This is a genomic window from Streptomyces sp. NPDC088794 (assembly GCF_044750545.1).
In the GTDB taxonomy this organism is placed as follows: Bacteria; Actinomycetota; Actinomycetes; order Streptomycetales; family Streptomycetaceae; genus Streptomyces.
Genome location: NZ_JBIVKB010000015.1, coordinates 280,609 through 307,100 on the forward strand (window position 1 = coordinate 280,609; position 26,492 = coordinate 307,100).

The 26,492-nt window shown below is 69.1% G+C and carries 21 protein-coding genes; 5 read left to right on the plus strand and 16 right to left on the minus strand.

Annotated elements, in window-relative coordinates:
• Nucleotides 1-53: 53 nt before the first annotated feature.
• The 5 genes from ACIP6U_RS35960 to ACIP6U_RS35980 form a co-directional block, all read right to left on the minus strand.
• Complete coding sequence (locus tag ACIP6U_RS35960; protein ID WP_401726639.1) at nucleotides 54-1,409, minus strand: D-arabinono-1,4-lactone oxidase; 1,356 nt, start codon at nucleotides 1,407-1,409, stop codon at nucleotides 54-56.
• Between the two features lie 53 nt (nucleotides 1,410-1,462).
• Nucleotides 1,463-2,734, minus strand: a complete 1,272-nt coding sequence (locus ACIP6U_RS35965; protein ID WP_401726641.1) for an MFS transporter — start codon at nucleotides 2,732-2,734, stop codon at nucleotides 1,463-1,465.
• A gap of 47 nt (nucleotides 2,735-2,781) precedes the next feature.
• Nucleotides 2,782-3,960, minus strand: a complete 1,179-nt coding sequence (locus ACIP6U_RS35970) for an amino acid deaminase/aldolase (protein WP_401726760.1) — start codon at nucleotides 3,958-3,960, stop codon at nucleotides 2,782-2,784.
• Nucleotides 3,961-4,135: 175 nt separating this feature from the next.
• Nucleotides 4,136-4,975: an SDR family NAD(P)-dependent oxidoreductase gene (locus ACIP6U_RS35975; protein WP_401726643.1), complete on the minus strand. Its 840-nt coding sequence runs from the start codon at nucleotides 4,973-4,975 to the stop codon at nucleotides 4,136-4,138.
• 99 nt (nucleotides 4,976-5,074) lie between these two features.
• The gene (locus tag ACIP6U_RS35980) at nucleotides 5,075-6,046 is read right to left on the minus strand and encodes an SMP-30/gluconolactonase/LRE family protein (protein WP_401726644.1); all 972 of its coding nucleotides are present in this window, start codon (nucleotides 6,044-6,046) and stop codon (nucleotides 5,075-5,077) included.
• A gap of 133 nt (nucleotides 6,047-6,179) precedes the next feature.
• Between ACIP6U_RS35980 and ACIP6U_RS35985 the strand changes: the two genes are divergently transcribed.
• Complete coding sequence (locus tag ACIP6U_RS35985; protein ID WP_401726646.1) at nucleotides 6,180-7,721, plus strand: aldehyde dehydrogenase family protein; 1,542 nt, start codon at nucleotides 6,180-6,182, stop codon at nucleotides 7,719-7,721.
• Between the two features lie 50 nt (nucleotides 7,722-7,771).
• Nucleotides 7,772-8,581 (plus strand): class II aldolase/adducin family protein, encoded by an 810-nt coding sequence (locus ACIP6U_RS35990; RefSeq protein WP_401726647.1) that lies wholly within the window; start codon nucleotides 7,772-7,774, stop codon nucleotides 8,579-8,581.
• A gap of 31 nt (nucleotides 8,582-8,612) precedes the next feature.
• On the opposite strand, the gene ACIP6U_RS35995 is transcribed toward ACIP6U_RS35990, so the two are convergent.
• Nucleotides 8,613-9,203, minus strand: a complete 591-nt coding sequence (locus tag ACIP6U_RS35995; protein ID WP_401726649.1) for a TetR/AcrR family transcriptional regulator — start codon at nucleotides 9,201-9,203, stop codon at nucleotides 8,613-8,615.
• Nucleotides 9,204-9,267: 64 nt separating this feature from the next.
• Complete coding sequence (locus ACIP6U_RS36000; RefSeq protein WP_401726651.1) at nucleotides 9,268-10,926, minus strand: amidohydrolase; 1,659 nt, start codon at nucleotides 10,924-10,926, stop codon at nucleotides 9,268-9,270.
• A 244-nt stretch (nucleotides 10,927-11,170) separates the two neighbouring features.
• Here ACIP6U_RS36000 and ACIP6U_RS36005 point away from each other — a divergent pair, with 244 nt between their 5' ends.
• Nucleotides 11,171-11,752 carry a hypothetical protein gene (locus ACIP6U_RS36005; RefSeq protein ID WP_401726652.1) on the plus strand — a complete coding sequence of 194 codons (582 nt, stop codon included), beginning with the start codon at nucleotides 11,171-11,173 and terminating at the stop codon, nucleotides 11,750-11,752.
• Nucleotides 11,753-11,797: 45 nt separating this feature from the next.
• Here the strand turns inward: ACIP6U_RS36005 and ACIP6U_RS36010 are convergent, their stop codons facing one another.
• The gene (locus ACIP6U_RS36010) at nucleotides 11,798-12,940 is read right to left on the minus strand and encodes a ricin-type beta-trefoil lectin domain protein (RefSeq protein ID WP_401726654.1); all 1,143 of its coding nucleotides are present in this window, start codon (nucleotides 12,938-12,940) and stop codon (nucleotides 11,798-11,800) included.
• A 398-nt stretch (nucleotides 12,941-13,338) separates the two neighbouring features.
• Here ACIP6U_RS36010 and ACIP6U_RS36015 point away from each other — a divergent pair, with 398 nt between their 5' ends.
• Both ACIP6U_RS36015 and ACIP6U_RS36020 read left to right on the plus strand, forming a co-directional pair.
• Nucleotides 13,339-14,892: a glucosidase gene (locus tag ACIP6U_RS36015; RefSeq protein WP_401726656.1), complete on the plus strand. Its 1,554-nt coding sequence runs from the start codon at nucleotides 13,339-13,341 to the stop codon at nucleotides 14,890-14,892.
• A 77-nt stretch (nucleotides 14,893-14,969) separates the two neighbouring features.
• The gene (locus ACIP6U_RS36020; RefSeq protein WP_401726658.1) at nucleotides 14,970-15,716 is read left to right on the plus strand and encodes a phosphotransferase family protein; all 747 of its coding nucleotides are present in this window, start codon (nucleotides 14,970-14,972) and stop codon (nucleotides 15,714-15,716) included.
• Here the strand turns inward: ACIP6U_RS36020 and ACIP6U_RS36025 are convergent.
• The 8 genes from ACIP6U_RS36025 to ACIP6U_RS36060 all read right to left on the minus strand — a co-directional run bounded on the left by ACIP6U_RS36025 (nucleotide 15,618) and on the right by ACIP6U_RS36060 (nucleotide 26,339).
• Nucleotides 15,618-16,361, minus strand: a complete 744-nt coding sequence (locus tag ACIP6U_RS36025) for a lactate utilization protein C (protein WP_401726660.1) — start codon at nucleotides 16,359-16,361, stop codon at nucleotides 15,618-15,620. The two genes, ACIP6U_RS36020 and ACIP6U_RS36025, sit on opposite strands and share 99 nt — an antisense overlap.
• Nucleotides 16,358-17,836, minus strand: coding sequence for a LutB/LldF family L-lactate oxidation iron-sulfur protein (locus ACIP6U_RS36030; protein ID WP_401726662.1), 1,479 nt, complete (start codon nucleotides 17,834-17,836; stop codon nucleotides 16,358-16,360). The genes ACIP6U_RS36025 and ACIP6U_RS36030 overlap by 4 nt, the downstream gene beginning before the upstream one ends.
• The gene (locus ACIP6U_RS36035; protein WP_401726664.1) at nucleotides 17,833-18,588 is read right to left on the minus strand and encodes a (Fe-S)-binding protein; all 756 of its coding nucleotides are present in this window, start codon (nucleotides 18,586-18,588) and stop codon (nucleotides 17,833-17,835) included. Before ACIP6U_RS36035 ends, ACIP6U_RS36030 begins: the two co-directional genes overlap by 4 nt.
• Nucleotides 18,589-18,619: 31 nt before the next feature.
• Nucleotides 18,620-19,534 carry a carbohydrate ABC transporter permease gene (locus ACIP6U_RS36040; protein ID WP_401726666.1) on the minus strand — a complete coding sequence of 305 codons (915 nt, stop codon included), beginning with the start codon at nucleotides 19,532-19,534 and terminating at the stop codon, nucleotides 18,620-18,622.
• Entirely contained in the window at nucleotides 19,531-20,463 is a 933-nt protein-coding gene (locus ACIP6U_RS36045) for a carbohydrate ABC transporter permease (RefSeq protein WP_401726668.1), read from the minus strand. Before ACIP6U_RS36045 ends, ACIP6U_RS36040 begins: the two co-directional genes overlap by 4 nt.
• Nucleotides 20,460-21,845 carry an ABC transporter substrate-binding protein gene (locus ACIP6U_RS36050; RefSeq protein ID WP_401726670.1) on the minus strand — a complete coding sequence of 462 codons (1,386 nt, stop codon included), beginning with the start codon at nucleotides 21,843-21,845 and terminating at the stop codon, nucleotides 20,460-20,462. Before ACIP6U_RS36050 ends, ACIP6U_RS36045 begins: the two co-directional genes overlap by 4 nt.
• 26 nt (nucleotides 21,846-21,871) lie before the next feature.
• Nucleotides 21,872-22,966, minus strand: coding sequence for an enolase C-terminal domain-like protein (locus tag ACIP6U_RS36055; RefSeq protein WP_401726672.1), 1,095 nt, complete (start codon nucleotides 22,964-22,966; stop codon nucleotides 21,872-21,874).
• An 82-nt stretch (nucleotides 22,967-23,048) separates the two neighbouring features.
• Nucleotides 23,049-26,339 (minus strand): discoidin domain-containing protein, encoded by a 3,291-nt coding sequence (locus ACIP6U_RS36060; RefSeq protein ID WP_401726674.1) that lies wholly within the window; start codon nucleotides 26,337-26,339, stop codon nucleotides 23,049-23,051.
• Nucleotides 26,340-26,492 lie beyond the last annotated feature (153 nt).

Below are 26,492 nucleotides of genomic sequence, written 5' to 3' on the forward strand. Positions count from 1 at the left end.
CCGATGTCCCGCCCATGGTGAGGGGCGGACACGGGGAGCGGCAACCGAATTAATCAGTCGCCCAACACCCTGCGCAGATAGGCGTTGGTGAAGCGTCGGTCGGGGTCGAGCCGGTCGCGCAGAGCCGTGAACTCGGCGAAGCGCGGGTAGGCGTTCGCGAGGTAGGCGGCGTCCCGGGTGTGGAGCTTGCCCCAGTGCGGGCGCCCCTCGTGGGCGACGAAGATGCGCTCCGCTTCCGCGAAGTACCGGTGATGGGGCGTGCCCCGGTAGACGTGGACGGCGATGTAGGCGCTGTCCCGGCCGGACGCCGTGGACAGGGCGATGTCGTCGGCGGGCGTGGTGCGGACCTCGACCGGGAAGCTGATGTGCAGGTCGGATCGCTCGATCATGGCCTTGAGTTCGCGGAGGGTGTCGAGGACGGCCGCGCGCGGGACGGCGTACTCCATCTCGATCATCCGGACGCGGCGCGGGCTGGTGAAGACCTTGTACGGGATGTCCGTGTAGGTCCTTGCGGAGAGGCCCTGGCTGGTGATCCGCGCGATCGCCGGGACGGCGGCGGGCACGGCCCGGCCCACGGAATTGAGTGCCTGGAAGACCCTGTTGGCGAGGAACTCGTCCTCGAACCAGGCCTGGAGGCGGCCCAGTGGAGCGTGCGGGCCGACGGTCCGGTTGTTGCGCAGGGTGACGCAGTTGTCCGTGTGCGGGAACCAGTAGAACTCGAAGTGGTCGTTGTGCGCGTGGAGTTCGTCGAAGGCCGCGGTGACCGCGTCGAACGTCATCGGTTCCTCGTGTGCGGCGAGGAGGAAGAGCGGCTCGACGGCGAAGGTGAGGGCGCTGACGACGCCGAGGGCGCCGAGTCCGACGCGCGCCGCGGCGAACACCTCCGGGTTCCGGGTCGCGGAGCACCTCAGCAGCGAACCGTCCGCCGTCACCAGCTCCAGGCCACGGATCTGCGCCGCGATCGCACCCGATGCGCGCCCTGTGCCGTGGGTGCCTGTGCTGGTGGCGCCGGCCACGGTCTGTTCCATGATGTCGCCCATGTTCGTGAGCGACAGGCCCTGTTGGGCCAGGACCGTGTTCATCGCCTTGAGCCGGGTGCCCGCCTCGACGGTGACGGTGCCGGCCTCGGGGTCGATCGCGCGGATGCCGCCGAGTCGGTCGGGGCGGATCAGTACGCCGTCGGTCGCGGCGGCGGTGGAGAAGGAGTGGCCGGTGCCCACCGCCTTCACGGGCAGGCCGTCCTCGGCTGCCCGGCGGACGACCGCGCGAAGCTCCTCCACCGAGGTGGGAGAGACGACTCGGACCGGGCGGGAGGTGACGTTCCCCGCCCAGTTCCGCCAGGTGTCCGGTTTGGGGTGCGGGCTCGGATTCGCCCTGTGCCAGGGCGCGTTGGAGGGGAGCGTGTCCACGGCCTTCCTTTCTTCGCGGCGTTGCTTGTGAGGTCGTTCTCGGGGTGCGGGGGCTATCTGACGGACCGAACGCGGTACACGAGCACGACCCCCACGGTCGCGGCGACGCCGACGCAGGAGAACAGGAGGGGATAGCCGCGGTCGGAGGTGATGATGAAGCTGGCGATCAGCGGGGCCAGCGCGGGCGGAACCACCGTCCCGATGTTCATGATCCCGAGGTCCTGGGCCCGACTCTCGGCGTCGGGCAGGACCTGCGTGATCAGTGCCTGGTCGACGGCCATGTACGCGCCGAAACCCGCGCCCATGACCGCCGAGGCCACCAGCGTGACGCCGAGGCTCGGAAAGCTCGCCAGCAGGAAACCCGAGGCCGCCTGGAGCAGCGCCGCCAGCGCGACGAAGATCCGTCGTCTGCCGAGGCGGTCGGACATCACTCCGGCGACGGAGCTGGCCAGGACACCGGCCACGAGGTAGAGGGCCGTACAGGCGAGCAGACTCCCGTCCGGATCGGGGACCTTCAGGTCGTCGGTCAGGAAGTAGAGGGTGTAGCAGACACCCAGCGAGTTCGCCAGGTTGACCAGGAGCCGTCCGCCGAACGCCCAGGCGAAGTCACGGTTCCTGAGCGAGCGGCCCACGGAGGCGAGCAGGATGCGCAGCCGCAGCACGGGCTCGGAGTCGTACGAGGTGTCACGGAAGCGCGCGAGGAAGGGCACGGTGGAAACGATCAGCAGGGCCGCGACGACGAGGTAGCCGTTCGCGGGGGACAGTGTGAACGCGGAGACGAGGGCGATACCGACCACCACGCCGAGGGCCTGGGGCCCGTAGATGGCGCTGGACACCACACCGCGCTGGTCGACGGGGACACGGTCGGCGATCATCGCGGTGAGCCCGGCGGTGGCCGCGCTGAGACCGAGCATGCTCGCCGACCACGCGAGGGTCACGCCCGTCACCGTCGTCTGCTCCCCGGTGATCGCCAGCCCGGCCGCGAAGAACAGGGCGCCGCCGCCGAGCCAGAGTCTTCTGCGTCCGAAGCGGCTCCGGGAGCGGTCGCACAACGCCCCGCACACCGGGAGGGCGACCAGGGAGACGAGCCCGGCGAGGGCGTTGACGACGGCGAAGCTGTGGACCTTCGACGCCGGGTCGATGACCTCCAACTGCTGGGGCAGCAGCAGTTGGAGAGGGACCAGACTCGCCATCCAGTACCCGAACCAGACCAGGCCGAACAAGGTGATCCAGCCACGGGAGACGGGCTCGGCCGGTATGTGCCCGGCGCCTGTCACAGTGGTGGCCGCCGGCACCGGGGCCGACGGGTGGAACTCGGTGGACACAAGGCCTCCCGGAAGCGGAAACGGGCCTGTTCAGGAATGGGGCACGGTCAGAGGAAGGCGTTTCCCTCGCCGCGGTAGGTCGCGACCTCGCCGACGACCTCCGCGCCGGACACCAGGTGGAGAGTGTTGACGCGCTCACACAGTTCGCCGGCCTTGGCGTGCCGGAACCACACGTGGTCACCGAGCCGCAGTCCGTGCGCGGCGGCGCCCAGGACCGGTGTCTGGACTTCACCGGCCCTTTCCCTGGGGCTGGTCCGCAGTCCGTGCGGCCAGGTCGGAACGGGTTGGCGGTCGAGGCCGGGGGGACCGGAGGCGATCCACCCGCCGCCGAGCACGGTGGCGATCCTGGGGTTCGGACGTCGTACCACCGACATGACGAAGAAGGCGGCGGGCCGGGGGCGGAAGCGCCGGTAGAAGTCGAAGAGCCCGGGCCCGTAGAGCCCCGATCCGGCTCCGATCTCGGTGATGACGTGTTCGGCGGCGGTCTGCTCGATGGAGCCCGTACCGCCGCCGTTGACGAACTCCAGCGGCGCCACGGCTTCTACGGCGGCGACGACCGCCGCCCGCCGGTCGGCCAGTTCACCGGCGGAGACGCGCTGCATGGCGCGGATCGCGGCCCGCCTCAGCAGCGACCCCGGCTGGTTGTCGCCCAAGCCGGCGATCTGGCCTTCGTAGGACATGAGCCCGGCGAGCCGGAACCCGGGCCGTTCCTGGATGGCGCGGGCGAGTGCGGCGGCCTGTCGGGGTGAGTGCACGGGCGAGCGGTACGGACCCAAGTGGACGCGGCCACCGGCCAGTTCGAGCGAGGCATCCAGGTCGATGCAGACGCGGATGTCGGGGCGGGAGTCGCCCACCACCGAGTCGACGAAGTCCAGTTGGCCTGTCGAGTCGATCATCAGGGTGACGCGGGAGGCCGCGCGCTCGTCCGAGGCGAGGCGTTTCAGCGCGGTGCGGTCCGTCGTCGGATAGCCGATCACCACGTCCTGGTGGTCCTCGGCCAGCAACAGGGCTTCGGGCAGGGTGAAGGCGAGGATTCCGCGATACCCCTCACTCCGGGCGGCCCGCCCGATCAGCTCACGGCTGCGGACCGACTTGCTCGCGAGGCGGACGGTGGCCTGCCCCGCCGCCCGGTGTGCCAGCTCCGCCGCGTTGGCGTCGAAGGCGTCCAGGTCGACCACGGCGAACGGTGGGTCCAAGTGTGCGGTCGCCCGGTTCAGTTGGACCATCCGGGCCGCGTTCGTGCCGGTGCCGGCGGACACGGCCCTTCTCAGGTCCGGCTGCTGCGTGTCGGGCCTGGTCACGTCCGGCCCGGTCATGTCCGGTTGCTGCGCGTCCGGCTTCTTCGCGTCCGGTCGGGACGTCATGTTCGTACTCAACTCCGCATCCTTTCCAGGAGGTTCGTCAGTTCTTGGCTGCCGGGATCCCCTGAGCGGAGCGCAGCCGCTCCCGCTGTCGTCGGCCCTTGGCCTCGACGAGGGGGAGGACGCGGCGCATCAGCCGGGGGAAGGCTCCTACGGCCCGCTGGAAGCGGCCGGCGAACGGCGGGAAGACCACTTCGACCGGCTTGGTGACGACGGCGTCGACGACGGCCTCGGCGATCCGCTCCGGGGCGTAGGACTTCTCCGCGAAGGCGATGGCGGACGTGGGGTCGGCCATCTCCCGGTCGAGCATGCCGGTCCGGGTGGACGGCGGGTGGACGATCGTGAAGTCCAGCGGTCCGTCGCGTTCCTCGATCGCGACGCTGTGGTGAAAGGCCCGGAGCGCGTGCTTCGTGCCGCCGTAGGTGGCGTACCCGGGCAGCGGCAGGAACGACGTCATGCTGCAGACGGTGACGATGTGACCGTGCCCCTGCGCGGTCATGTGCTCGACCGCCGTGCAGACCCCCGTGATGGTGCCGAGCAGGTTGATCTCGACGATGTCGCGGTGCTGCTGGGGGCGGAGATCGCGGGCGTGTCCGGTGTGGATGACGCCGGCGTTGTTGACCAGCACGTCGACGGCGCCGAACCGTGCCCGGGTCGCGTCGAACGCGCCGCTCCAGTCCGCGGGGCTGCGGATGTCCAGGGCGCGTGCGGCGGCCCGGTCGCCCAGGGTGCGGGCCCGGGTCCGGACAGCCTCCTCGTCGACATCGGTGAGCATCACGCGATGGCCGCGTGCGATCGCCAGCTCCGCGATGGCGGCTCCGATGCCGCCGGCCGCGCCGGTCACGAGAATGACCTGGGTCTTTTCGGGTGGTTGGGGCATGGCCACAGATTCTCCTGGTCAACTGTCCAAGTCAATTGTTCATGTTGAATTCTCCCGGATTGTTACCAGGGGAACCCTCAGTCCCGGGGACGCCGGGACTCACAGCCGCAGCAGCTCGATGCGCCCACCGTTGAGCCGGGCGGCGCGGACGGGATCGTCCGTCGGGACAGTGGCGGCGAAGAGCGTGCGTCCGTCGGATCCGGCCATCAGACAGCTCAGGGTGTGCCGGCTCGTGGCGACCCGGTCGAGGACGCGACCGCCTCGGGCGACTCGCACGCACTCACCGCGCAGGGCGTTCGCGACCCAGACGGACGTGCCGTCCGCGTCCCACGCGATGCCGTCCGGCGCGATCGGGGACGAGGACCGCTTCGATATGGCCGGGCGGTCCAGGAGCGCCGAGATCCTGCGGGTGACACGGCCGACCGCTCCCGGGTGGTTCACCAGACGCCACAGCAGCGGCGAGATCAGGGGCGCCCACGGCTCCGGGCGCGCCAGGGTGCCGTCGGGGTTCCTGGGGAGGGTGGTGAGCCGCATGGCCAGGGTCTCGGCCACGATCACGCTCTTGCCGTCGGGGGTCAGCAGGGTCCCGTTCGGGAAGAGCAGGGGTTCCGTCAGTCCGAGCAGGCTGCCGTCCGGCGCCAGGCAGGCGATCGGGGCTCGCGGGGGGCCGGGCGGCGCGTAGAGCATCGAGTTCGGGTGCTCGCGGGAGTGGGCGTGGTAGTCGAAGCCGAAGTTGCCGACGTAGGCGCGCCCTTCGGCATCGACGAGCATGTCGTTGACCGGACCGCCGACGATGTGGCGCAGATCGGCGTGTACGACGAGCTCACCCCCGGCCTCCAGGCGGTGGACGCGACCGCCGTCCATGGATACGACGAGCAGGCGGCCGTCGGGAAGCCAGCCGAGCCCGCCGGCCCGGCCCGGGACCTCGACCACCGTCTCCGGCTCCGCGGCGCCGTCCCATCGGTGCACCGTGCCGTGCGCGAGATCCGAGAACCACAGGGCTCCCTGATGCCAGCGCAGAGACTCGGGAACGCCCAGGCCGCTCAGTGCGATCGAGGTCTTCTTCTTCATCCAGCCACTCCTCCACGTCCACCTGCACGTCCACCCTCACATCAACTTGGACGCTTGTACAAGACGCTTGACTTGTACGGGCGACCGTCTCATTCTGGGCGAAGAGAAGTCAACGTTCCGGTGGGGAGTTTCCGTGGCTGAGAATCAAGCGCTCATGACAGGCGGTCCCCCGACGGGCGCCCTTATCGCGGTGGACAACCCCGCCACCGGAGCGGTCGTCGGCGAGGTGCCCGACATGTCCGCCGAAGAGGTGGCGCAGGCGGTGGAGCGCGCCCGAGGGGCGCAGCGGGGCTGGGCAGAGCTGGACACGCGGACCCGCGCCGAGTTCTTCGCGCGGGCCCGCCGCTGGCTGCTGGCCTACCGGCAGGAGATCGCCGACCTCATCGTCGAGGAGAACGGCAAGGCGGAGGAGGACGCGATCGTCGAGATCGTCTACTGCGCGAGTGCCTTCGCCTACTGGGCCAAGCAGGCCCGCGGCCTGCTCGCCAGGACGAGGATCCGCTCCCTCTCGCCGTTCGTCCTCGGTCGCAGCATGTACACGCGCCGGGTGCCGCGCGGGGTCGTCGGGGTCATCGGCCCGTGGAACAACCCGTTGCTCAACTCCTTCGGCGACGCCATACCGGCCCTCGCGGCGGGCAACGCGGTCGTCCTGAAACCCTCCGAACAGACGCCGCTGACCGCGCTGTTGATGGAGCGCATGGCCCGCGAGTGCGGCTGGCCCGAGGACGTCTTCCAGGTCGTCACCGGCGCGGGCGCCACCGGCAGCGCGCTGGTGGACACCGCGGACTTCGTGATGTTCACCGGCTCGACCAGGACCGGCCGCCTGGTCGCGGCCCGCGCGGGCGAGCGCCTCATCCCCTGTTCACTGGAGCTCGGCGGCAAGGACGCGCTGGTCGTCCTCGCCGACGCCTCCCTGGAGCGGGCCGTCAACGTCACGATCCAGGGGGCCCTGTCCAACGGGGGCCAGATGTGCACCTCGGTGGAACGGGTCTACGTCGAGGAGCCGGTGTACGACGCCTACATCGCCCTGCTGCGTGAACGGTTCCAGCAGGTCACCTCGGGCCGGCCGGCCGGGCTCGGCAGCGTCGACGTAGGAGCCGTCACCTTCCCTCCCCAACTGGCGGTCATCCAGGACCATGTCGACGACGCCGTACGCAAGGGCGCCCGCGTGCTCGTCGGAGGGCACGCTTCCGAAGGTTCGGGCCGGTTCTTCGCGCCCACGCTGCTCGTCGACGTCGACCACGACATGAAGTGCATGCGCGAGGAGACCTTCGGCCCGACGTTGCCGGTGATGAAGGTCGCCGACGCCGAGGAGGCCCTCCGGCTGGTCAACGACAGCACGTACGGGTTGCAGGCCTCGATCATCGGGTCGGACGTGAAGCGCGCCCGCCGCCTCGCCGAACGCTTCGAGGCCGGCTGCGTCACCATCAACGACGCGCAGACCAACTACATGGCCCTCGGCCTGCCGATGGGCGGCTGGAAGGAGTCGGGCCTCGGGGTCCGGCACGGGGCGGATGGCTTCCGCAAGTACACCCGGCTCCAGGCCATCAGCACGAACCGGTTCCCGCTGCGCAGAGACATGCACATGATCCCGTACGAGCCCTCGGCCTACCGGTTCGTCCTCCGCCTGGTGGACGCCATGTACGGCGCCGGGCTGCGGGGCCGGGCCAAGTAGCGGTGCACGCGCCGCAGTTCACACATCCGCACAGCACGAGAGGTTCGACGATGACCACGACACCCAAGACGCCCACGCACGCCTCCGTCACCGAGTTGCCCGAGGGCGTCTTCCTGCCGCTCCCCCAGCAGAACCTGACCTTCGAGCAGGAGCGCGAGGTGCGCAAGCAGGAACTCGCCGCCGCCTTCCGCCTGTTCGCCCGCTTCGGCTTCTCCGAGGGCGTGGCCGGACACATCACGGCCCGTGACCCCGAGAACCCGTCGGCCTTCTGGGTCAACCCCTTCGGCATGTCGTTCAGCCGAATCCGGGTGTCGGACCTGATCCTCGTCGACCACGACGGCACGCTCCTGGAAGGCAGGCGCCCGGTCAACAACGCCGCGTTCTGCATCCACTCCGAGGTGCACCGGGCCAGGCCGGACGTGGTCGCGGCGGCGCACACCCACTCGGTGCACGGCAAGGCCTTCTCCAGCCTCGGCGTCCCGCTGGCACCGATCACCCAGGACGCCTGCGCCTTCTACGACGACCACGGCATCTACTCGGACTACCGGGGCGTGGTGAACGACACCGAGGAGGGCCGGCGCGTCGGCGCGGCCCTGGGCGACGGCAAGGCCGTCGTCCTGCGGAACCACGGACTGCTCACGGTCGGGGCGTCGGTCGCCGAGGCGGCCTGGTACTTCATCACCATGGAGCGGTCCTGCCAGGCCCAACTCCTGGCCATGGCCGCCGGAGAGCCCCACCTCATCGACCCCGAGACGGCGCGGACGGTCCGCGACCAGATCTCCGGTGCGCTGCCGGGCTGGTTCCAGTTCCAACCGCTTTGGGATCAGATCACGGCCGAACAACCCGACCTGTTCGACTAGTTCCCGCAGTCCGCCGGGTCCGCCGGGTCCGCTAGGTCCGTTCGCGGGCCAGCGTCAGGAGGTGCTCGGTGGTCAGCCGCAGCACCTCGCGGCTGTGCTCGCTGTCGCGGTCGACCAGCCAGTTCAGGGTGACCCCGTCGAGCACCGAGCTGAGGTAGCGGGCCAGAACCGGGACCGGAACGGTCCATTCGATGCCGGCGGCCTCGGCGGCCTCCTCCAGGAGTTCCTGGTGGACCTCCCGGTAGTGCTGGTACTGGCGTCGGGCCAGGTCCTCCAACCCGGCCTGACGCAAGGCGTAGTGCGTCAGTTCATAGCTGACCTGGTGCTCGCCCGGACTCACCTCGACAGTGCCCCAGAAGGCGTTCAGGCTCTTGGTGATCCGCGCTTCGAGGTCTCCCTCCCCCTCGAACGTCTTCCGCGCGGCGACCACCGTGCTGTCCGTGAAGCGGGTGAGGACTTCCTGGAGCAGTTCCTCACGCGAGTTGAAGCAGTAGTGGAAGACGCCCAGCGGCATTTTCGCCTCATTGACGATCGCGCGCGTGGTCGCCTTCGCGACTCCGTCGCGGATCATCACCCGAAACCCCGCCGCGATCAGCTCTTCGCGCCGGTCCTTCGCTGCCATACGAGACATCTGGCTCGCTCTCTGCTTCGAGTACGGAAGGCGTGTGCCACCTGCGCCATCCATGCTATCGCAGCGTCTTGGACGGTCGACCAACATGTGACGGTGGGCGCGTGCCGGTGGGTGCGGCCAGGAGGCCGCCGACGAAGGTGTGCGTGGGGTTGAGGTCGCGGAGATCGTCGGCGGGGCACTGCGCGGGGTCGCGGTCCCAGACGGTGAGGTCGGCGAGGCGGCCGGGGGTGAGGGTGCCGCGCAGGTGTTCCTCGCCCAGCAGTCGGGCGGCGTTGGTCGTGTGCAGGGTGAGGGCCTCGTCGTAGGTGATGGCGTGTTCGGGGCCCTTGACGCCGATGACGGTCTGCCGCGTGGTCATGCCCCAGACGGAGCGCATGGCGCCGAACCGGCCGACAGGGAAGTCGGATCCGGCACTGACCTGGGCGCCCAGGTCGATCCAGCCACGGGCGGGGAAGAGACGGGCGACGCGTTCCGGTCCCCAGAAGCCCTCCTCCACCTCGGCGGTGTCGTGGAGCAGCGGCTGCTGGATGGTGACGGGGATGCCCAACTGGACTGTGCGGGCGCGTTGTTCGGGGCCGGCCAGGCCGCCGTGCTCCATGACCAGCGTGCCGGCGGGCAGGCCGGGGTTGCGGGCGAGGACGCGTTCGTAGACGTCCAGGAGGGTGCGGACCGCGCGGTCGCCGTAGGCGTGCGTGCCGACCCGCCAGCCGCGCCGGACCACCGTCTCGACCGCCTCGGCCAACGCGTCCGGCTCCCAGATCAGCATCCCGGAGAAGGAGTGGTCACACGCGTACGGCTCCTCGGTGGCCCCGGCCTCCAGGCCGCCGTCGAGCCCGAACTTCACGCCCCACACCGACAGCCAGGGGTCGGAGTTGTCGCGCCACTCCTCCATGACGTCGAGCAGGTCCTCCACCTGGGCGGCGCCGGTCATGCCGAGCGCCGAGATCAGGGCGCGCACCCGGATGCCGAGCGCTCCCGCCGCACGGGCGGCCAGGAGCACGGCGTAGTCCTCAGGGGCCACCGCGCAGTCGCGCACGGTCCCGATACCGGTAGCGGCGTAGCCACGACAGGCCAGGCGCAGTCCGTCGATGCGCTTGGCACGGTCCGGGGCCGGGACCAGGCGCTCCACCAGATGCAGGGCGTTGTCGATCAGCCGGCCGTCCGGCTTGCCGTCGCTGCCGCGGCCGATGGTGCCGCCCGGCGGTACGGGGGTGTCCTCGGTGATGCCGGCCAGCCGGAGCGCACGGCTGTTGACGACGTCGTTGTGGCCGCCGCGCTTGACGAGGACGGGGTGCCGGTCGGTGGCCCGGTCGAGTTCGGCCGCGGTGGGCATACGGCGCTCGGCCAGATTGAGCTCCTGCCAGTTGGTCGTGGTGCGGATCCATTCGCCTTCGGGGGTGACGGCGGCCCGCTGCCGGATCAGGTCGAGGAACTCGGCGATGTTCCTGGCCCGATGAACGGGGACGTCATGGGCACCGAGCACCGCGAAGATCAGGTGGGTGTGGGTGTCGTCGAAGGCGGGCAGCACGGTGGCACCCGGCAGGTCGTACACCTCGGTTCCCGCGCCCACGAGGTGGTCGAGGCCGCGGGGATCGGCGGACACGGCGGCGATACGGTCCCCACGCACGGCCAGTACCCGCTGCGGGTCCTGCCCGGGCACCAGCGTGTGCACCGCGCCGGCACGGACGATCAGATCGGCTCCACGGTCAGTCATCGTCTTCTCCCTGTATCGAGCTGTATCGAGGGTGGGATCCCGAGGCGTCGCTCGGTGACGAGACTGTTGTAGGAGCGGTGCGGGCATTCACTGCCAAGGCGAGGTCTCTTGTATAGGAAGCACGCCATTAGGACCGCTCATCATGCAGATCATGGGACACCGAGGTCTCCCATGGAGATCGGGTGCGCTTCATTGATCAGGTGTCTAATGGAAGTTGAAGGGTGGTCCGGGCAAGGACAGTGCCATGAGCGACGGTGCGCAAGATCCTCGACCGCCGGATGCGGACGATACGGACAGGACGGCCGTGTGGAAGGCGCCCCAGTGGGGTGCTCAGGCCCCGTCCCAGACGGTGTTCCCCGGTTACGGCAGGCTGATCGATCCCGAGCAGCGGGAAGCGGAGCTGACACGGTTCGTCGGCTGCATGACCGCGAGAGGGTGGACCGAGGTTCACCGCATGCCGGGTGCCGTTCTCCTCGCCCAGGTCCAGCGCGCTGACGGTGCAACGGCCGTCGGTGTGGGCGCGAGCGGTGTCGCGGCTGGTGCGGCGGTGGGCGGAGTCGGCCTGCTGGGTGTGCTGGGCGGTATCGGCATGATCGTCCTCGGGGTGCTTCTGACGGTCACGATCATCGGCGCCTTCATCGGCATTCCCATGATCGTGGCAGGGGCCGCCGTCTTCACCGGGGGCACCGCGACGGCGACCGCCGGCGGCGGGGTCGGTGCGGCCGGCATGGCGGTGGGGATCAGCGGCACGGCCTCCCACAACCGGACGCTACGCGTCCAGGCCTGGACCGATGAGACCGGACGCATCTTCACCAAGGGAGTTTGAACACCTGCGCGGGGTGCCACACGGCCGGGCCTGGAGGGCGTGCCCTCAGCCGGTGCTCCATTTCTGGTTGTCCTCGCCGGTGCACGTCCACAGTTGCAACTGCGTGCCGTTGCCGGTCCCCAGGTCGGTGACGTCGACGCACTTGCCGGCCTGGACGTTGACCAGATCGTGGGCGGCGTTGAGCCGGAACCGCTGGGCCCCGGTGCCGTTGCACCCGACGATCTTGATCCACGCGCCGTCCTGCCGTGAACCGCCGTCGACGTCCATGCACTTGCCCAGGGCGCGGACGGTTCCGTCCGACGCGAACCGCCACTTCTGCCGGGCGGCGCCCGTGCAGTTCCAGATCTGCAGCCGTGTGTGATCCGCCGAACTGCCTCCGGTCACGTCGATGCAGCGGCCGGAGGCGCGCCCCCGGATCAGTACGCCCTTGGCAGCGACATCGGCGTCGGAGTCGGAGTCGGTGGCCGACGAGGAACTCCCGGACGCCTCCTCGCCGTTCTTGGTATCGGCATTCTTCGCGTCGCCGTTCTTGGTGACCTTGGAATCACCGCTCTTCGCGCCGGATGCCGGTGAACCGGCGTCCCGGGTCGGCCGCCCGCCGGGCTTCCCGGTGGTGTCGGCCTCCAGCGCGGAGGAGTCACCCGACGGCGAGGCGGAGCCGAACGCATCGGACGCGCCCTGGTTCAGCCCTTCGTCCTGGACGGTGTCCGATCCGGTACCGGCCGCCGCCGCACGCCCCTTGCCGTCGTCGCCGCCCATGAGAATCAGGGAGCCCGCCAGCAGGACAACGGCAGTAGCGGCGACGGCGAGCAACACCTTTCGGCGCCGCGCGGGTTGAAGGGCGGACAGGCTCGGTACCGCGGTGACGTCGACGCGGTGGCCGACGCCTTCCCCGGCGTGAACATCGGCTCGGGCACCCAACGCCCCGGCGCCTGGGGCACGTTCGGTGAATGCCGCGAACTCGGCCGCTGCCGCGGACATGGGCGCCGGGGACACGGACCCGGGATCGCGTACGTCCCGTAACTCGGCGGCGGGCCCCAGCGCGGCGGCGGCCTCAGCGATCGCCGAGGGCCCCTTCGACCGGCGCGGCAGGGGCAGCGACGAGGCAACGGGCCGCTCGGGCCGGGCCGTTGGGCCCTCCGCCGTCGGATCGGCCTCCGCCGTCGGGTCCTCGGAGGAGGCCGTCATGTCGTCCTTCCGGTACGGGGGTGGTGAGTTGCCGCGCGATCGGTACGGCGTCGATGTGTCGAAGGCGTCATGGTCGTCCGTGATGCCCTGCGGTGGCCTGTGCTGATGCGCGGCGGCCTTGAACGGGCGCCGACGATCGTCGTCCCCCTGACCGAGGGCGTTCTGTCGTGCTCACGACTCTCTGACCAAGGGGCGACACGCGCTGTCCGCCCACTAACGAAAGCACTTCCGCAGGCCCCGCTGCTGCGCCAGCGGCAGCCACCGGTGCCGTGAACCCCCGCACGGACTACGGCGGCTCGGCCGGAAAATGTTCACCTCTTTATTCAAGTCTTGACTTAACACTGCGGACATTGCTTGGATCGCCGCAACGATGCTGTCGGAGTGGGGAGTTGTGAGCTGTGAGACGTTCATTCACGACCATGGCGGCCGTCGCGGCCACGACACTGTCCGTGCTGATCGGCACGGGCCCGGCCGCCCAGGCGGACCGCAACACCCACGCCCAGGCCGTGACCGGCACGTTCTCCGCCGGAGCGGCGCACGCCTGGCAGTCGCTGCCGGCCGTGCGGACGGGTAGCGCCGCATCGGGACCGGTGGACGCCACCGTCGTCGCCGACCCGAGCGACCTGCGGCAGAAGTACGAGGGCATCGGCTTCTCCCTGGACGAGACGAGCGTGTCCAACCTCTGGAAGCTGACGCCCGCCAAGCGCCGTGAGGCCATACGGCTGCTCGTCGACCCCGTGCACGGCGCCGGCCTCGACCGGTTCCGGCTGACGATCGGCAGCCCGGACCTCATCGAGCATCTGCCGTTCTGGTCGGAGGACGACCTGCCCGCGGGCGTCAAGGACGACTTCGGGCTGAAGCACTTCTCCATCCAGCGCGACGTCGACCTGCACATCATCGACACGATCAAGCTCATCCAGCACTACAACCCGCGCGCCACGTTCTTCGCGTCGGCCTGGAGCGCGCCGGCATGGATGAAGACGAACAACCAGTTCACCGGCGAGGTCGCGCTCAAGCCGGGCAGCACGACGGACTACTACCAGGTCGGCAAGTTGCGCGACGACTGCATCGACGTCTTCGCCCGCTACTACGTCAAGTACGTCCAGGCGTACGCCCGCCACGGCATCCGCGTCGACGCGCTGACCCTCCTCAACGAGCCCGGCATGGACGTCGTCTACCCGGCCATGGACATCAGCATCGCCCAGCAGCAGAAGCTCGCCCTCGCGATGAAGCGGGAGTTCAAGTCGGCCCGGCTGAACACGCAGTTGTACGTGCACGACTTCAACTTCTGGGACTGGCGCGACCCCAACAGCACCACGACCAAGAACTACCACCGCATCTTCGACGACGCCCCCGACGGCTCGGTCAAGGGCGAGCAGGTGCGCAAGGCCACCGACGCCATCGCCTTCCACCCGTACTGGGGCGACCCGACCGTCATGCGCGACGCCTACGAACAGACGGGCAAGCCGGTCGAGATGACGGAGACCAGCGACCTGTCGCCGTCGACCATCCTCGACTACTTCCGCCTCGACGCCGGTTCGTACATCCTGTGGGCCCAGGCGACCGACCAGGACGGCGGCACGCTGCACTGGACGCCCGCCCGCGACAACAACGTCGACTGGGACGAGGTCGCGGCGACCACCAAGTGGCCCGACCGGCTGGTGAAGGTCAACACGAACACCAAGGACTTCTCGGTCCGCGACGAGCTCTACTCCATGGGCCAGTTCGCGAAGTACCTGAAGCCCGGTGACGTACGCCTGGAGTCGAGCGCCGCGCAGAACGGCGTGAGCAACGTGATCTACCGCTCCGGCAAGAGCGGTTACGTGGCCGTCCTCGGCAACAGCTCCAGTGCCGACCGCACGGTCCGCGTCACCGTCGGCGGACGGAAGTTCGTGACGACCGTACCGGCGGGCTCCTTCGCCACGTACCGCTGGAAGGGGACGGCCAGGTAGCAGGACGCGGTCAGTCGTGCGGTCGCCCGCGATAAACGGGGCGACGTCGGCGATCATCCCCGGGATACTGGTCGCCCATGGATGAGGTCAATGTCGTCGTCGCCCATTCCGAGCGTGCGACCCTGCGGGTCGGTGACATGTTCCTGAAGGTGGACGCCGATCAGGCGCGCATCGACGCCGAGGTCGAGGCGCTGTCCCTCGCCCCGGTCCCGACCCCACAGGTCCTGTGGCGCAAACCGCACGTGCTCGCGCTCGCCGCACTCCCGGGGGTGGCGCTCGGGCGCCTGGGCGGGCCGTCGACCGGGTCGTCGGCGGCATGGGCCGCGGCGGGCGCCGCCATCCGGAAACTGCACGACGCGCCCCTGCCGCCCCGGCTCGGCGGGGCCGGCCGGAGCATCGACGCGCTGACGGCGGAACTCGACACCGAATGCGAGGCGCTCGTGTCCAACGGCGTCCTGCCCGCCGACCTGGTCACCCGCAACCGCCAGGTCGCCGAGGCCGCGCTCCGGCCATGGACTCCGGCGTTCACCCACGGCGACCTTCAGATCGCGCACGTCTTCGTCGACGGCGACGAGGTCACCGGCATCATCGACTGGTCCGAGGCGGGCCAGGGCGACGCCCTGTACGACCTCGCCACCTTCACCCTCGGACACGAGGACCACCTCGACGACCTCATCGCCGGCTACGGAACCGACGTCGACCTCGACGTGATCCGCGCATGGTGGTCATTGCGCAGCCTGCTGATCGCTCGCTGGCTGAGCGAGCACGGCTTCGACCCGTTCGCGCCGGGCTGCGAGGTCGACGTACTCAAATCCCGGATGTGAGGCCGCGCTCACGAGGATCACTTCGAGGGTGCGTGGGCCGTGTACTCCTTCGACGCGGTCGAGTTCGATGTCGCTGGTCGCCGACGGACCGGAGATCCATGTCAACGGGCGGGTCGGATCGAGGCGTTGGAGGGCCTGCGGCACGGAGGCGACGACCTGGTCGGGGACGCGGACGACGCAGATGTGGTGGTCGGGGATGAGGGTGATGCGGCGGCGGCCCTGGTCGGGGGAGCCGTCGAGGACGATGGTGCCGGTCTCGGCGATCGCGATGGCGCAGCCCGTGACGACGCTCTCGATCTCGTCGAGTTCGTGCGGGGTGCTGGCGGGGTGGTCGTGGACGCGGGTCGGATCGGCGGCCGACATCCACTCCGGCGGCAATCCCGGGGGTAGGAGTACGTGTTGGGAGCCGTGCTGGGCGAGCAGTCGCTTGATGAGGTGCGGCAGGTCATCAGCGTCGGTGCGGTGGACGATCGCCCGGTAGTCGGCGAGGTTCTCGGCCAGCAGATCCACCGTCTCCTCGACGGTCCGGTTGCCGTGCTCCCGCAGGTAGTCACGCGGAACCGCCCGCTCGTACGGAGTGTCGTCCCGCGGTACGTCGGCCAGCGCGCGCCGCACCCGGCCCAACACCCGTTCCCTGCTGCTCACTTGGCGCCGTCCTTTCCGCCGTTCGTACGCTGCCACCAGTCGCGGAACGGTTCGGGAGGCAGGGTCGGCAGATCCCGGCTGTCGCTCCAGGCCTTGCCGGGGCCGGGGAGGGTGCGGGGATGGAAGCGGCGGGTGCGGGAGGCGAGTCGTTGTCCGGTGCGTAGTGCGCCGGGGTGGGCGAAGGCCCAGCGGGCCGCCCGCATCGCCGCCCGCTCGGCGGCGTGCCCCTTGGCCGGCTTGAGCACCACCTTGTTGCCCTCGCGGACTACCTCCCCGCCCTCCACGATCCGTTCGCGCAGATGCACCAGTACCTCGGGGATGTCGATGGCCACCGGGCAGACCTCGTAGCAGGCCCCACACAGCGACGAGGCATACGGCAGGGAGGCGTCGATGTCGCTTGCCGTGCCCCGCAGTTGGGGGCTGAGGATGGCGCCGATGGGGCCCGGGTAGACGGAGCCGTAGGCGTGGCCGCCGGCCCGTTCGTAGACGGGGCAGACGTTGAGGCAGGCCGAGCAGCGGATGCAGCGCAGGGCCTGGCGGCCGACCTCGTCGGCCAGGGTGTCGGTGCGGCCGTTGCCGAGCAGGACCAGGTGGAAGGTCTGCGGCCCGTCCTCATCTGTCGTGCCGGTCCACATCGACGTGTAGGGGTTCATGCGCTCGGCCGTCGAGGAGCGGGGCAGGGTCTGCAGGAACACCTCCAGGTCCTGCCAGGTCGGCAGGATCTTCTCGATCCCCACGACCGAGATCAGCGTCTCCGGCAGGGTCAGGCACATCCGGCCGTTGCCCTCGGACTCCACGACGACGAGTGTCCCGGTCTCGGCGATCATGAAGTTGGCGCCGGACACACCGACCTTGGCCCGCAGGAACTTCTCTCGCAGATGCAGCCGCGCAGCCTCCGCAAGCTCAGCCGGCGTATCCGTGAGCCCATCGGGCGCCGGCCGCCCCCACTCGCTCATCTCGCGGGTGAAGATGTCGCGGATCTCGCCGCGGTTGCGGTGGATGGCGGGGACCAGGATGTGGGAGGGCCGGTCGTGGCCCAACTGCACGATCAGCTCGGCCAGATCGGTCTCATAGGCCCGGATTCCCTCGGCCTCGAGCGCTTCGTTGAGGCCGATCTCCTGGGTGGCCATCGACTTGACCTTGACGACCTCCGACTCCCCGGTCTCCTTGACCAGTTGGACCACGATCCGGTTCGCCTCATCGGCGTCGGCTGCCCAGTGGACGGTGCCGCCGGCCGCGGTGACGGCCTCCTCCACCTGCACCAGATAGCGGTCCAGGTGACGCAGGGTGTGGTCCTTGATCTGTTTGCCCGCCTCGCGCAGCGCCGCCCAGTCGGACACCTCCGCCACGGCCTTGGCCCGTTTGGCGCGGATGGTGTGGGTGGCGTGGCGCAGATTCCCGCGCAGGGTCTGGTTGTGCACCGCGTCGTGCGCGGCGACAGGGAAGGCCGGCATGCCTACGAATGTGCCGCTCATGCCGTCGGCTCCTCTTCCGTGCTCGCCAGGATCTCCGCGATGTGCACCGGCCGCATCCCCGCACCCAGCCGGGTCATGGTGCCGCCGATGTGCATCAGACAGGAGTTGTCGGCCGCGCACAGTACTTCCGCCCCGGTCGATGCGGCGTTGCGGACCTTGTCCGCTCCCATCGCCGCCGAGACATCCGCGTTCTTCAGCGCGAAGGTCCCGCCGAAGCCGCAGCACTCGTCGGCGCCCGGCAGCTCGACCAGCTCGAGACCCATTACGGACTGGAGGAGTCTGCGCGGACGGTCGCCCAGGCCCAGGCTGCGCAGCCCGTGGCAGGTCGGGTGATAGGTGACCGTGTGCGGGTAGTACGCGCCCACATCCGTCACCCCCAGCACGTCCACGAGGAACTCCGTCAGCTCGTACGTCTTCGGCACCACCGGCGCCAACGTCACCGCCAGACCATCCCCCCGCCCCTCGGCGCGTGCCCGCTCCCCCATCCGCGGGTACAGCTCGCGCACCATCGCCCCGCACGACCCGGACGGCGTCACGATCGCCTCGTAGTCCCCGAATACATCGGAGAAATGCCGGGCCAGCGGCTCCGCTTCATGCCGGTAGCCGGTGTTGTAGTGGGCCTGTCCCCAGCAGGTCTGGGTCATCGGGAAGTCGACCTCGACGCCCAGCCTGGTCAGCAGTTTCACCACGGCACGCCCGGTGTCGGGATAGAGCGTGTCGTTGACACAGGTCAGGAACAGGGCGACACGCATCGCGGCTCCCCGCCGTCGATCGGCACGGCGGTCACTCCTTGGTCGCGCCGGCGAGCATGCCGGACACCAGGGTGCGCTGTGAGACGAGGAAGAGCGCGAGCACGGGCAGGATCGCGAGGACGATGGCCAGGGCCAGTTCCGGGATGGTGATGTTCAGGCCGGCGCCGGCGACCGGGTTGAACGACGGTGTGGAGGTGAGCAGTTGGTTCAGGCCGACCTGGATCGGGAACTGGTCGCTGTTGGGCAGCACCAGGTAGGGCAGGAAGAAGTTGTTCCAGTTGCCGACGAAGCTGAAGAAGGCGACCAGTCCGACGACCGGCTTGGCCAGGGGCAGCGCGATGCGGGAGAACAGCTGCCATTCCGTGCAGCCGTCGATCCGTGCGGCGGCCAGGAGATCTCTGGGCAGGCTGCTGCCGAAGTAGATGTACACCAGGTACACGCCGAACGGGTAGAACGAGAAAGGCAGGATGACGGACCAGACCGTCCCGATCAGGTGGAAGCGGTTGAGCTCCAGGAAGACGGGGAGCACCAGGGTGGCCTGCGGCATGATCATGGTGACGAGGGTGATCACCAGGAGCGTCTTGCGGCCGCGGAACTTGGTCAGCGCCAGTGCGTAGCCCGCGGGGACGCTGACGAGCATGGTGAGGACGAGTGAACCGCCCGAGTAGATCGCGGAGTTGCGCAGCCAGGTGAGCATGGCGCCGTCCTGGAAGGCGAACAGGTGCTTCCAGGCCGCGCCGATCTGGTGGAACGAGCCGAAGGAGAGCGGGTTGTCCCGCACCACTTCGCCAGCGGTCTTGGAGGGTGCGAGGAGCAGCCAGATCACCGGCAGGACGAAGAACACCAGCAGCGCTGCCAGCAGAACGCCCACCACGAGGAGGGAGAGCGCGCGGCCGGGCCGGACGAGACGGCCGGCGGTCGGTGGGGCGGAAGTGGGTTGTGTCATTTTTCATCCAACGTGAACAGGTTCGAGCGGGCGATCAGGAGACCGGCCGCCAGCAGCCCTACGACGAGCAGGCAGACGGAGATTGCGGCGGCACCGTTGAAGTCGCCCTGTTGGAAGGCGTAGACGTAGGCCAACTGGTTGGGCGACCAGGTCGGGCTCACCCGGCCGAGGCTGGCGGTCTGGAGCAACTGCGGTTCGACGAAGAGCTGCGTGCCCGTCGCGAACGCCAGGATCGTCATGTAGACGATCCACTGGCGGATCATCGGGATCTGGATGTGCCAGGCGGTGCGCCAGGGGCCCGCGCCGTCCATGCGGGCTGCTTCCAGCACCTCGTCGGGGATGTTGTTCAGGGCGCCGTACATCACGACCATCCAGCCGCCCGCACCCGTCCAGAACGCGATCAGCATCAGGATGAGCGGCAGGTTCCCGGGTGAGAGGACAGCGGCGAAGGTGTGCAGGCCCATGCTCTCCAGCAGCCAGGACACCGGGCTGACGTCCGGGTCCAGCATGAACAGCCAGACGAGGACGCTCGCCACGCCGGCCAGCGCGCCCGGAAGGTAGTAGAAAAAGCGCAGGACGGCGGAGGTGCCGGAGCGGATCCGGCTGCGCAGCACCACGGCGACCAGGACGACCAGGACGACCAAGGTGACCAGCCACAGCGCGAGGTAGACGAGCATATGGCCGAAGGCCGGTCCGAAGCGGTAGTCCTGGATGACCTTGGTGAACTGGTTGAAGCCGGTGAACTGGCCCCGGTCGTTGGTGAGCGCCAGGTAGAAGGAGTAGGCGGTCGGGAAGACGCCGAAAGCGAGCAGCAGGAGCGTGTATCCGGCGACGAAGAGGTAGCCGGCCGTGCTGCGGCGCCCCCGCCGCGGCACATTGCCGCGGCGGAGGGCGGAGACGGCGACACGCTCGGTCTCCAGCAGGGTCACTTGGTGACCACCTTGTATCCCTGTGCCTTCGCCTCGTTGCCGATCTCCTGCTGCCATGCGGGCAACGTGTCGGTCAGGCTCTTGCCCGCGGTGAGGGCGGGCAGGACGATGCTGGACCAGGCGGTGGAGTCGGAGAAGCGGGTGTTGGACCAGTGGGTCCACACCGCGTCGGCGGCCTGCTGGAAGGCGTCACTGACGTCGTTGGCGAAGTAGCCGCTGTTGGCGGGGTTCTTCAGCCAGGCCTGTGCCGCCTTGGTGTAGGCGGGGTAGGTGGGTGCGGACGCCTGGTTGGCGTCGGAGGTGGTCAGCCACGTCACGAGGTCCGTGGACGCCTTGAGGTTGGCGCTGTGCGAGGAGACCATCCACACCGCGCCGCCCACGTTGCCGGTGGCGACGGTCGATTCACCCTCCCACTTCAGCGGAGGCGCGGCGGCGATCTGCTTGGCGGGGGTCTTGAAGGCGGCCTTGAAGAGGTACTGGCCGTACCAGGACGGGCCGTACGCCATCAGGACCTTGCTGCCGCTGTCCTTGGCGAAGCCCTGGCTGAAGAAGCCCTTGGTGGTGACGGCCTTGGCGTCGATCAGGCCGTCCAGGAGCTTCGCGGTGCGGGTGCAGTGGGGGTCCTGGAGGTCGGTGCGCAGGGTGTCCGGCTTCACCAGGTCGAAGGCCGGGCACTGCCCCGACCAGAAGTACGACTCATGGGAGTTGGTGTCACCGACCGAGCCGACGAGGTAGCCGGGGTGTTCCTTGGCCACCTTCTTGCCGAGGGCCTCGTACTCCTGCCAGGTGGTGGGGACCTGGTAACCCCACTTGTCCATCAGGGACTTGTTGTACCAGAGCACCACCTGGGCGATGTCGTTGCGCAGGCAGTAGGTGTGGCCGTTGAACTGACAGGGCGTCAGGGAGCCCTTGGCGAAGCCGTCGAGGGTGCTCTGCGGGACAAGCTTCTCGTCCAGCGGCGCGGCGAAGGGCTGGACGCCGGACTTGGTGGGCCTCGAGGCCCAGGTGACGTCGGTGGGTGAACCGAAGACGACGTCGGGCCAGCCGCTGCCGGTCCGGTCGAACAGCTGGACCTTGGACTGCAGGTAGGTCGAGCCGTCCGCTCCGCCGTCATAGGTGACGATCTTCAGCTTCTCGTCCGGGTGGGACTTCTGGTACGCCTGCACGGACGGCAGCCGGGTCGAGTCGGTCCACACCGTGATCTCGGAGCCGCTCTTCTGCTTGGCCGACTTGAACGCGGGCTGGGAAGCGGAGGACTGAGGACTGGTGTCGGCGCTCGCGCAGCCGGCCAGCATGGCCGCGGTGGCCAGGGAAAGAGCTGCGGCCGCGGTACGTACGACCGTGCGGCGCCGAGCGGCTCTCGGAGATCCGGAAGACCTCATCGTCGTGCCTTTCTGTTCATGCTTGATTACGGTTGTTCGACGAACGGCAGCAGTGCGTCGCCGTAGCCGAAGTCGAGGGGAAGGGAGATGCCCGGTCCTGACGGGGCGTGGACCAGGCCCTGGTCGTCCACATGGCGTTCGCGCACGACGCGCGTCGCGGTCACCAGGGACTCGTAGTAGGTGGTGTTGGAGATCGCCATGCACAGGTGGTGGTTGGGGATGTCCGAACCGTGCACCTCGGCCCGCAGCCGGTAGGCGTCGGCGAGGTGGGCGGTGCGCATGGCTCCGGTGATGCCGCCTCGCAGGGTGGTGCCGGCGCGGACTCCGAAGGTGGCGGCTCCGGCCCGGATGAAGTCCGCGGAGTTCATGTGCGCCCCGTCGGAGGTCTCGGCGACCAGCAGCGGGATGGCCACCGACTCGGCGAGTTTCTGGTACGCGCTGATGCTGAACTCGCGCATCGGCTCCTCGTACCAGAGGTAGTCCGCCTCGGAGAGCGCCCGGCCCACGCGTATCGCGTCGGGCAGGTCGAAGCCCGCCGAACCGTCGTACATCAGGGGCACGTCCGGGCCCACATGCTCTCGCAGGGCCAGGCACAGGGCCGCGTCCCGGCGGGCGTCGCCCCAGGCGTGCAGCTTGATGCCCCGGTAGCCGAGGGCGAGGCACTGGTCGGCCACGTCGAGGAACTCCTCGGTGGAGGAGAATGTCGAGGTGGAGGCGTACGCGGGAATGGACTCCCGGAAGCCGCCGAGCAGTCGCCAGACCGGTTCGCCGTAATAGCGGCCGGCCAGGTCCCACAGGGCGGTGTCGATCAACCCCAGTGTGGGGAGCGGGAGTTCGTGGATACGGTCCAGCTCCCATACTCGGTGCCACAGCCACTCCCGCTGGAGCGGGTCGGCGCCGAGCAGCTCTTCGCGGAACACCCGGTCGACCAGTTCGGTGAGGAAGGCGAAGGCTCCCGGGCGGGCGAACGCCGCCACCCCTTCGGCTCCTTCGTCGGTGCCGATGTGCAGGACCGCGCCGTCGCCGACCTCGGGGCTGCCGCTCAGGCCGTCCCGCCACCGGAAGGGTGGACTCGGCGCCGGAACGTCGATCCGGTGTACTGCGACATGGGTGATCTTCATCCTGGCTTTCGTCTCTGTGTGGGAGGAACTGGCCGGGCGCCGGCCGTGACATGGGTGGGCGGCGCCCGCCGTGCGTGCGGGCTCAGAAGCCGCCGTAGACCTGGAGTTCGTAGATGCTGCCTCCGTTGAAGTTGGAACCGGTGACGGTCAGCCGCAGATGGCGCGCGGTGACGGGGTGGTCGGCGAGGGCGTAGCTGGTTGCCGAGGTGGTGTTCGAGGACGTGTGATCGTCGAAGAGCGACCACGTCTCGCCGTCGGTGGAGTACTCCACGCGGTACTTGTAGCCGCTGGACTTCTCGAAGGTGGTCACGACGCCGGTGACGGTGGTGGTGTCGCCGAGGTCGACCTGAATCCAGGACGGGTCGGGCAGGCCGGAGCCCTGGGCCCAGCGCGTCGACGGATCACCGTCGACCGCCTTGGCGGGCTCGTACCCGTCCGTCTTCGAGGACGCGGTGGCCGGCCTGTCGAGAGCCAGGTCGTTGCTGTCGTCGGGGGTGGTCACGGTGGCTGCCGGGCTGGGCTGGGACTCGTTGAGGACGACATCACGGGCTACGACCGTGAAGGTGTACTGCGTGTGTGCGCTCAGGTCCGAGACCCGCAGGGTGGTGTCGCCGGTGACGGCGATGCGCTTGCCGTCCTGATAGACGACGTAGCTGGTCACCCCGATGTTGTCCGTGGCGGCCGGCCAGCTGAGGTCCAGGACGCTCGGCAGCAGTGGACTGACCTCAGGCCTCCCCGGTGACGAGGGGGCGGTGTGATCCGGGCTGGGGGTGGCCGCGCCGCCGTAGACCTGGAAGTCGTAGACGCTGCCGCCGTTGCCGCTGGAGCCGGTCACGGTCAGCCGTACGTAGCGGCCGGTGACAGGGGTGCCGGCGTCGTAGTTGGTCTGGGCCGTGGTGTTGGTGGCGGTGTGGTCGCTGAGGGTCTTCCAGTGGACCTCGTCCGGTGACACCTCGATGCGGTACTTGTATCCGCTCGCCTTCTCGAAGGTCGTGATCGCGGCGCTGACGTCGTAGGAGCCACCGAGGTCGACCTGGATCCAGGACGGGTCGGGCAGGCTGGGGCCCTGGGCCCAACGGGTCGACAGATCACCGTCGACCGCCTTGGCGGGCTCGTACCCGTCCGTCTTGGAGGACGCGGTGATCGGCTTGTCCAGGGCCAGGTCCTTGCCGTCCGGCATGGTGACCTTGATGGCCTTGCTCGGCGCGGATTCGTTGCCGGCCGCGTCACGCGCGGTGACCTTGAAGGTGTACGTCTTTCCCGCCGTCAGCCCCGGAACGCGTACGGCAGGGGTGGCGGAGGCGTTGACGAGCTTGCCGTCCTGGAACACCGAGTAGCCGGTGACCGCGGTGTTGTCGGTGCTGGCCGGCCAGTTGAGGTCGGCCACCGTCGGGAAGTCGGCCTTGCCGGTCGGGGTGCCGGGGGTACTGGGAGCCCGGTGGTCGGTCACCGCGGGGCCGGGGTCGAGATGGCGGTAGGGCGCTTCGAGACCGGCGTTGTTCACGATCGACGCGGGCAGCTGGTCGCAGGCGCCCACGGTGACGTTGTTGTTGATGATGTCGTTCGTGCTGAAACTCTGAGTGCTGTAGGCGGGGTTGGTGGTGAAGTTGCCGGTGGCTCGACCGTCCATGGCGTGGTTCATGAACATCCACTGGTAGGCGACGTCACAGAACGCGTTGCCGGTGGTGGTCCAGTGCCGACTGCCCTCGTCGTGGTAGACGGCGCCGTAGGCGAGCGAGGGGACCCCGTGGATGTAGTTGCCGGAGACCGTGCCGCCGGGGTTGTCGCTCAGGGTGTAAATCGCTCCGCCGTCGGCCTGCGACTTCATGATGTCGCTGATCTCGTTGTCGGCGACGACGTTGGCGCGGCTGGTGGTCGGCTTGTCGGAGATCGGGACGCCGAGGTTGCCGGGAAGGTAGTTGGTGTTGCCGCCCTGGTCGGTCAGTCCCCAGCCCCACCCGACGGAGATGCCGGAGTAGGGCAGGTCGTAGACCTTGTTGTGCGTGATCACCGTCGAGTCGGTGTACCCGGCGAGGATGCCGAGGGAGCCGTTGTACTGGTCGGCGACCTGGGTGACGACGTTGTTGTCGACCCGGGTGTCCTTGGTGATGTCCCTCGGGTCATCGGGGTGGGCGTCGCTCCAGTCGACCCCGCCGATCTGGACGCCGGTCCCGGCGATCTCGCGGAAGACGTTGCCGGTGATGTCGGTGTGCTGCGTACCGGTGTTGAGGTTGAGGCCCACCGCACCGAGGTGGGTGAAGGTGTTGCCCTCGAAACCGATGCCCTGGCCGTAGCTGACGTTGACCGCGCCGGGTGTCTTCTTCCAGTGCAGGCGGGTGGAGTCGAAGTCCGGGTTGTCCTTGCCCACCATCCGGAAACCGGCCTGACCCTCGATGAACCCGTCGGGCGAACTCGGCTCCAGCCAGGTCGAGTAGGAGAACGTCAGACCCTCGAAGGACACGTTCTTGACCGGCTGGCTACGGGTGCCGTTCAGGTCGACCAGATCCTGGAGCACAGGCACGGTCACGTCCGCGGTCTTCATGTCCTCGCCCTGCTCGGGCTGGTAGTAGACATAGCCCGCGCCCTTGTCCAGGTACCACTCCCCCGGACTGTCCAGCAGCTCCCGCGCGTTCTCCAGCCAGGTCGGATTCTGGATCTCCTGACCGCTCTGCAGATGCGCGTTGTGCCAGCACGGCTCCTGCATCGTCATCGCATTGCCGGAGATCGACGCCACCGGACAGCGCATCAGCTTCCAGCCCCAGGAACTCACCACTTCAAGATCCGAGGGACGCTTGTACGCGCTGATGGCGGAGTCGGTGAAGGTGTAACCGGTCGACGTCTTGCTGAAGCCGGCCGGGTTCTTCCCACCGCGGGCCCGCGTCCTCAACTCACCGTTCACATACAGCTGCCGGGTGTCCAGGCCCGTCAACTTCGCCTTGTAGACCTTCCCTTCGGCATCCGCCTTCGTCCAGCCCGTGACCTGCCTGCCACCACTGACCACCGGATGCGCACCGGGCGCGGCCTCATAGACGATCCGCTGCCCGTCCGAACCGGAATCCTTGGCGGACAGGGCGAACGTGCGACTGAGCTGGTACGTACCCGACTTGAGCCGGACATGGATGTCACCGCGCACCTTGGACTTGACGTCGCGCACGTAATCCCGCGCGTGCTCAAGGGTCTTGAAGGGGTGGCCTGATGTGCCCTTACCGGTGTCCTTGCCGTCAGGTGCGACATAGACGGTCAGGGCCGGTCCCTTCGATGCCTGGGCGGGCACCGCGCTCAAGGGGACGGAGGCCGCGGCCACGGACAGGGCGGCTATCAGGGTTCTTCGTAGCGGCAGGTAGCTACCGCTACGAGCAGACGGAAGAGACATGAGTATCCAATCGCCTGAGCTGGTGGCCCAGGGTGCCGGTCGTCCACGGCGGCCTGGACTGTCGGGCGGCGGCGTGCCGCCGGGGAAGCAGGTGTGAGGCCGGCACCGGGCCGGTGCAAGGCATGCACTGGGTGGGTGCGAGGCGGGTACTGG

What these genes read in the sequence shown, in the direction of transcription:
- ACIP6U_RS35970 (WP_401726760.1), bottom strand. Translation starts at nt 3,960, where the DNA reads ATGGTCCAACTGAACCGGGCGACCGCACACTTGGACCCACCGTTCGCC.
- ACIP6U_RS35975 (WP_401726643.1), bottom strand. Translation starts at nt 4,975, where the DNA reads ATGCCCCAACCACCCGAAAAGACCCAGGTCATTCTCGTGACCGGCGCG.
- ACIP6U_RS35980 (WP_401726644.1), bottom strand. Translation starts at nt 6,046, where the DNA reads ATGAAGAAGAAGACCTCGATCGCACTGAGCGGCCTGGGCGTTCCCGAG.
- ACIP6U_RS35990 (WP_401726647.1), top strand. Translation starts at nt 7,772, where the DNA reads ATGACCACGACACCCAAGACGCCCACGCACGCCTCCGTCACCGAGTTG.
- ACIP6U_RS35995 (WP_401726649.1), bottom strand. Translation starts at nt 9,203, where the DNA reads ATGGCAGCGAAGGACCGGCGCGAAGAGCTGATCGCGGCGGGGTTTCGG.
- ACIP6U_RS36000 (WP_401726651.1), bottom strand. Translation starts at nt 10,926, where the DNA reads ATGACTGACCGTGGAGCCGATCTGATCGTCCGTGCCGGCGCGGTGCAC.
- ACIP6U_RS36005 (WP_401726652.1), top strand. Translation starts at nt 11,171, where the DNA reads ATGAGCGACGGTGCGCAAGATCCTCGACCGCCGGATGCGGACGATACG.
- ACIP6U_RS36010 (WP_401726654.1), bottom strand. Translation starts at nt 12,940, where the DNA reads ATGACGGCCTCCTCCGAGGACCCGACGGCGGAGGCCGATCCGACGGCG.
- ACIP6U_RS36020 (WP_401726658.1), top strand. Translation starts at nt 14,970, where the DNA reads ATGGATGAGGTCAATGTCGTCGTCGCCCATTCCGAGCGTGCGACCCTG.
- ACIP6U_RS36030 (WP_401726662.1), bottom strand. Translation starts at nt 17,836, where the DNA reads ATGAGCGGCACATTCGTAGGCATGCCGGCCTTCCCTGTCGCCGCGCAC.
- ACIP6U_RS36035 (WP_401726664.1), bottom strand. Translation starts at nt 18,588, where the DNA reads ATGCGTGTCGCCCTGTTCCTGACCTGTGTCAACGACACGCTCTATCCC.
- ACIP6U_RS36040 (WP_401726666.1), bottom strand. Translation starts at nt 19,534, where the DNA reads ATGACACAACCCACTTCCGCCCCACCGACCGCCGGCCGTCTCGTCCGG.
- ACIP6U_RS36050 (WP_401726670.1), bottom strand. Translation starts at nt 21,845, where the DNA reads ATGAGGTCTTCCGGATCTCCGAGAGCCGCTCGGCGCCGCACGGTCGTA.
- ACIP6U_RS36055 (WP_401726672.1), bottom strand. Translation starts at nt 22,966, where the DNA reads ATGAAGATCACCCATGTCGCAGTACACCGGATCGACGTTCCGGCGCCG.
- ACIP6U_RS36060 (WP_401726674.1), bottom strand. Translation starts at nt 26,339, where the DNA reads ATGTCTCTTCCGTCTGCTCGTAGCGGTAGCTACCTGCCGCTACGAAGA.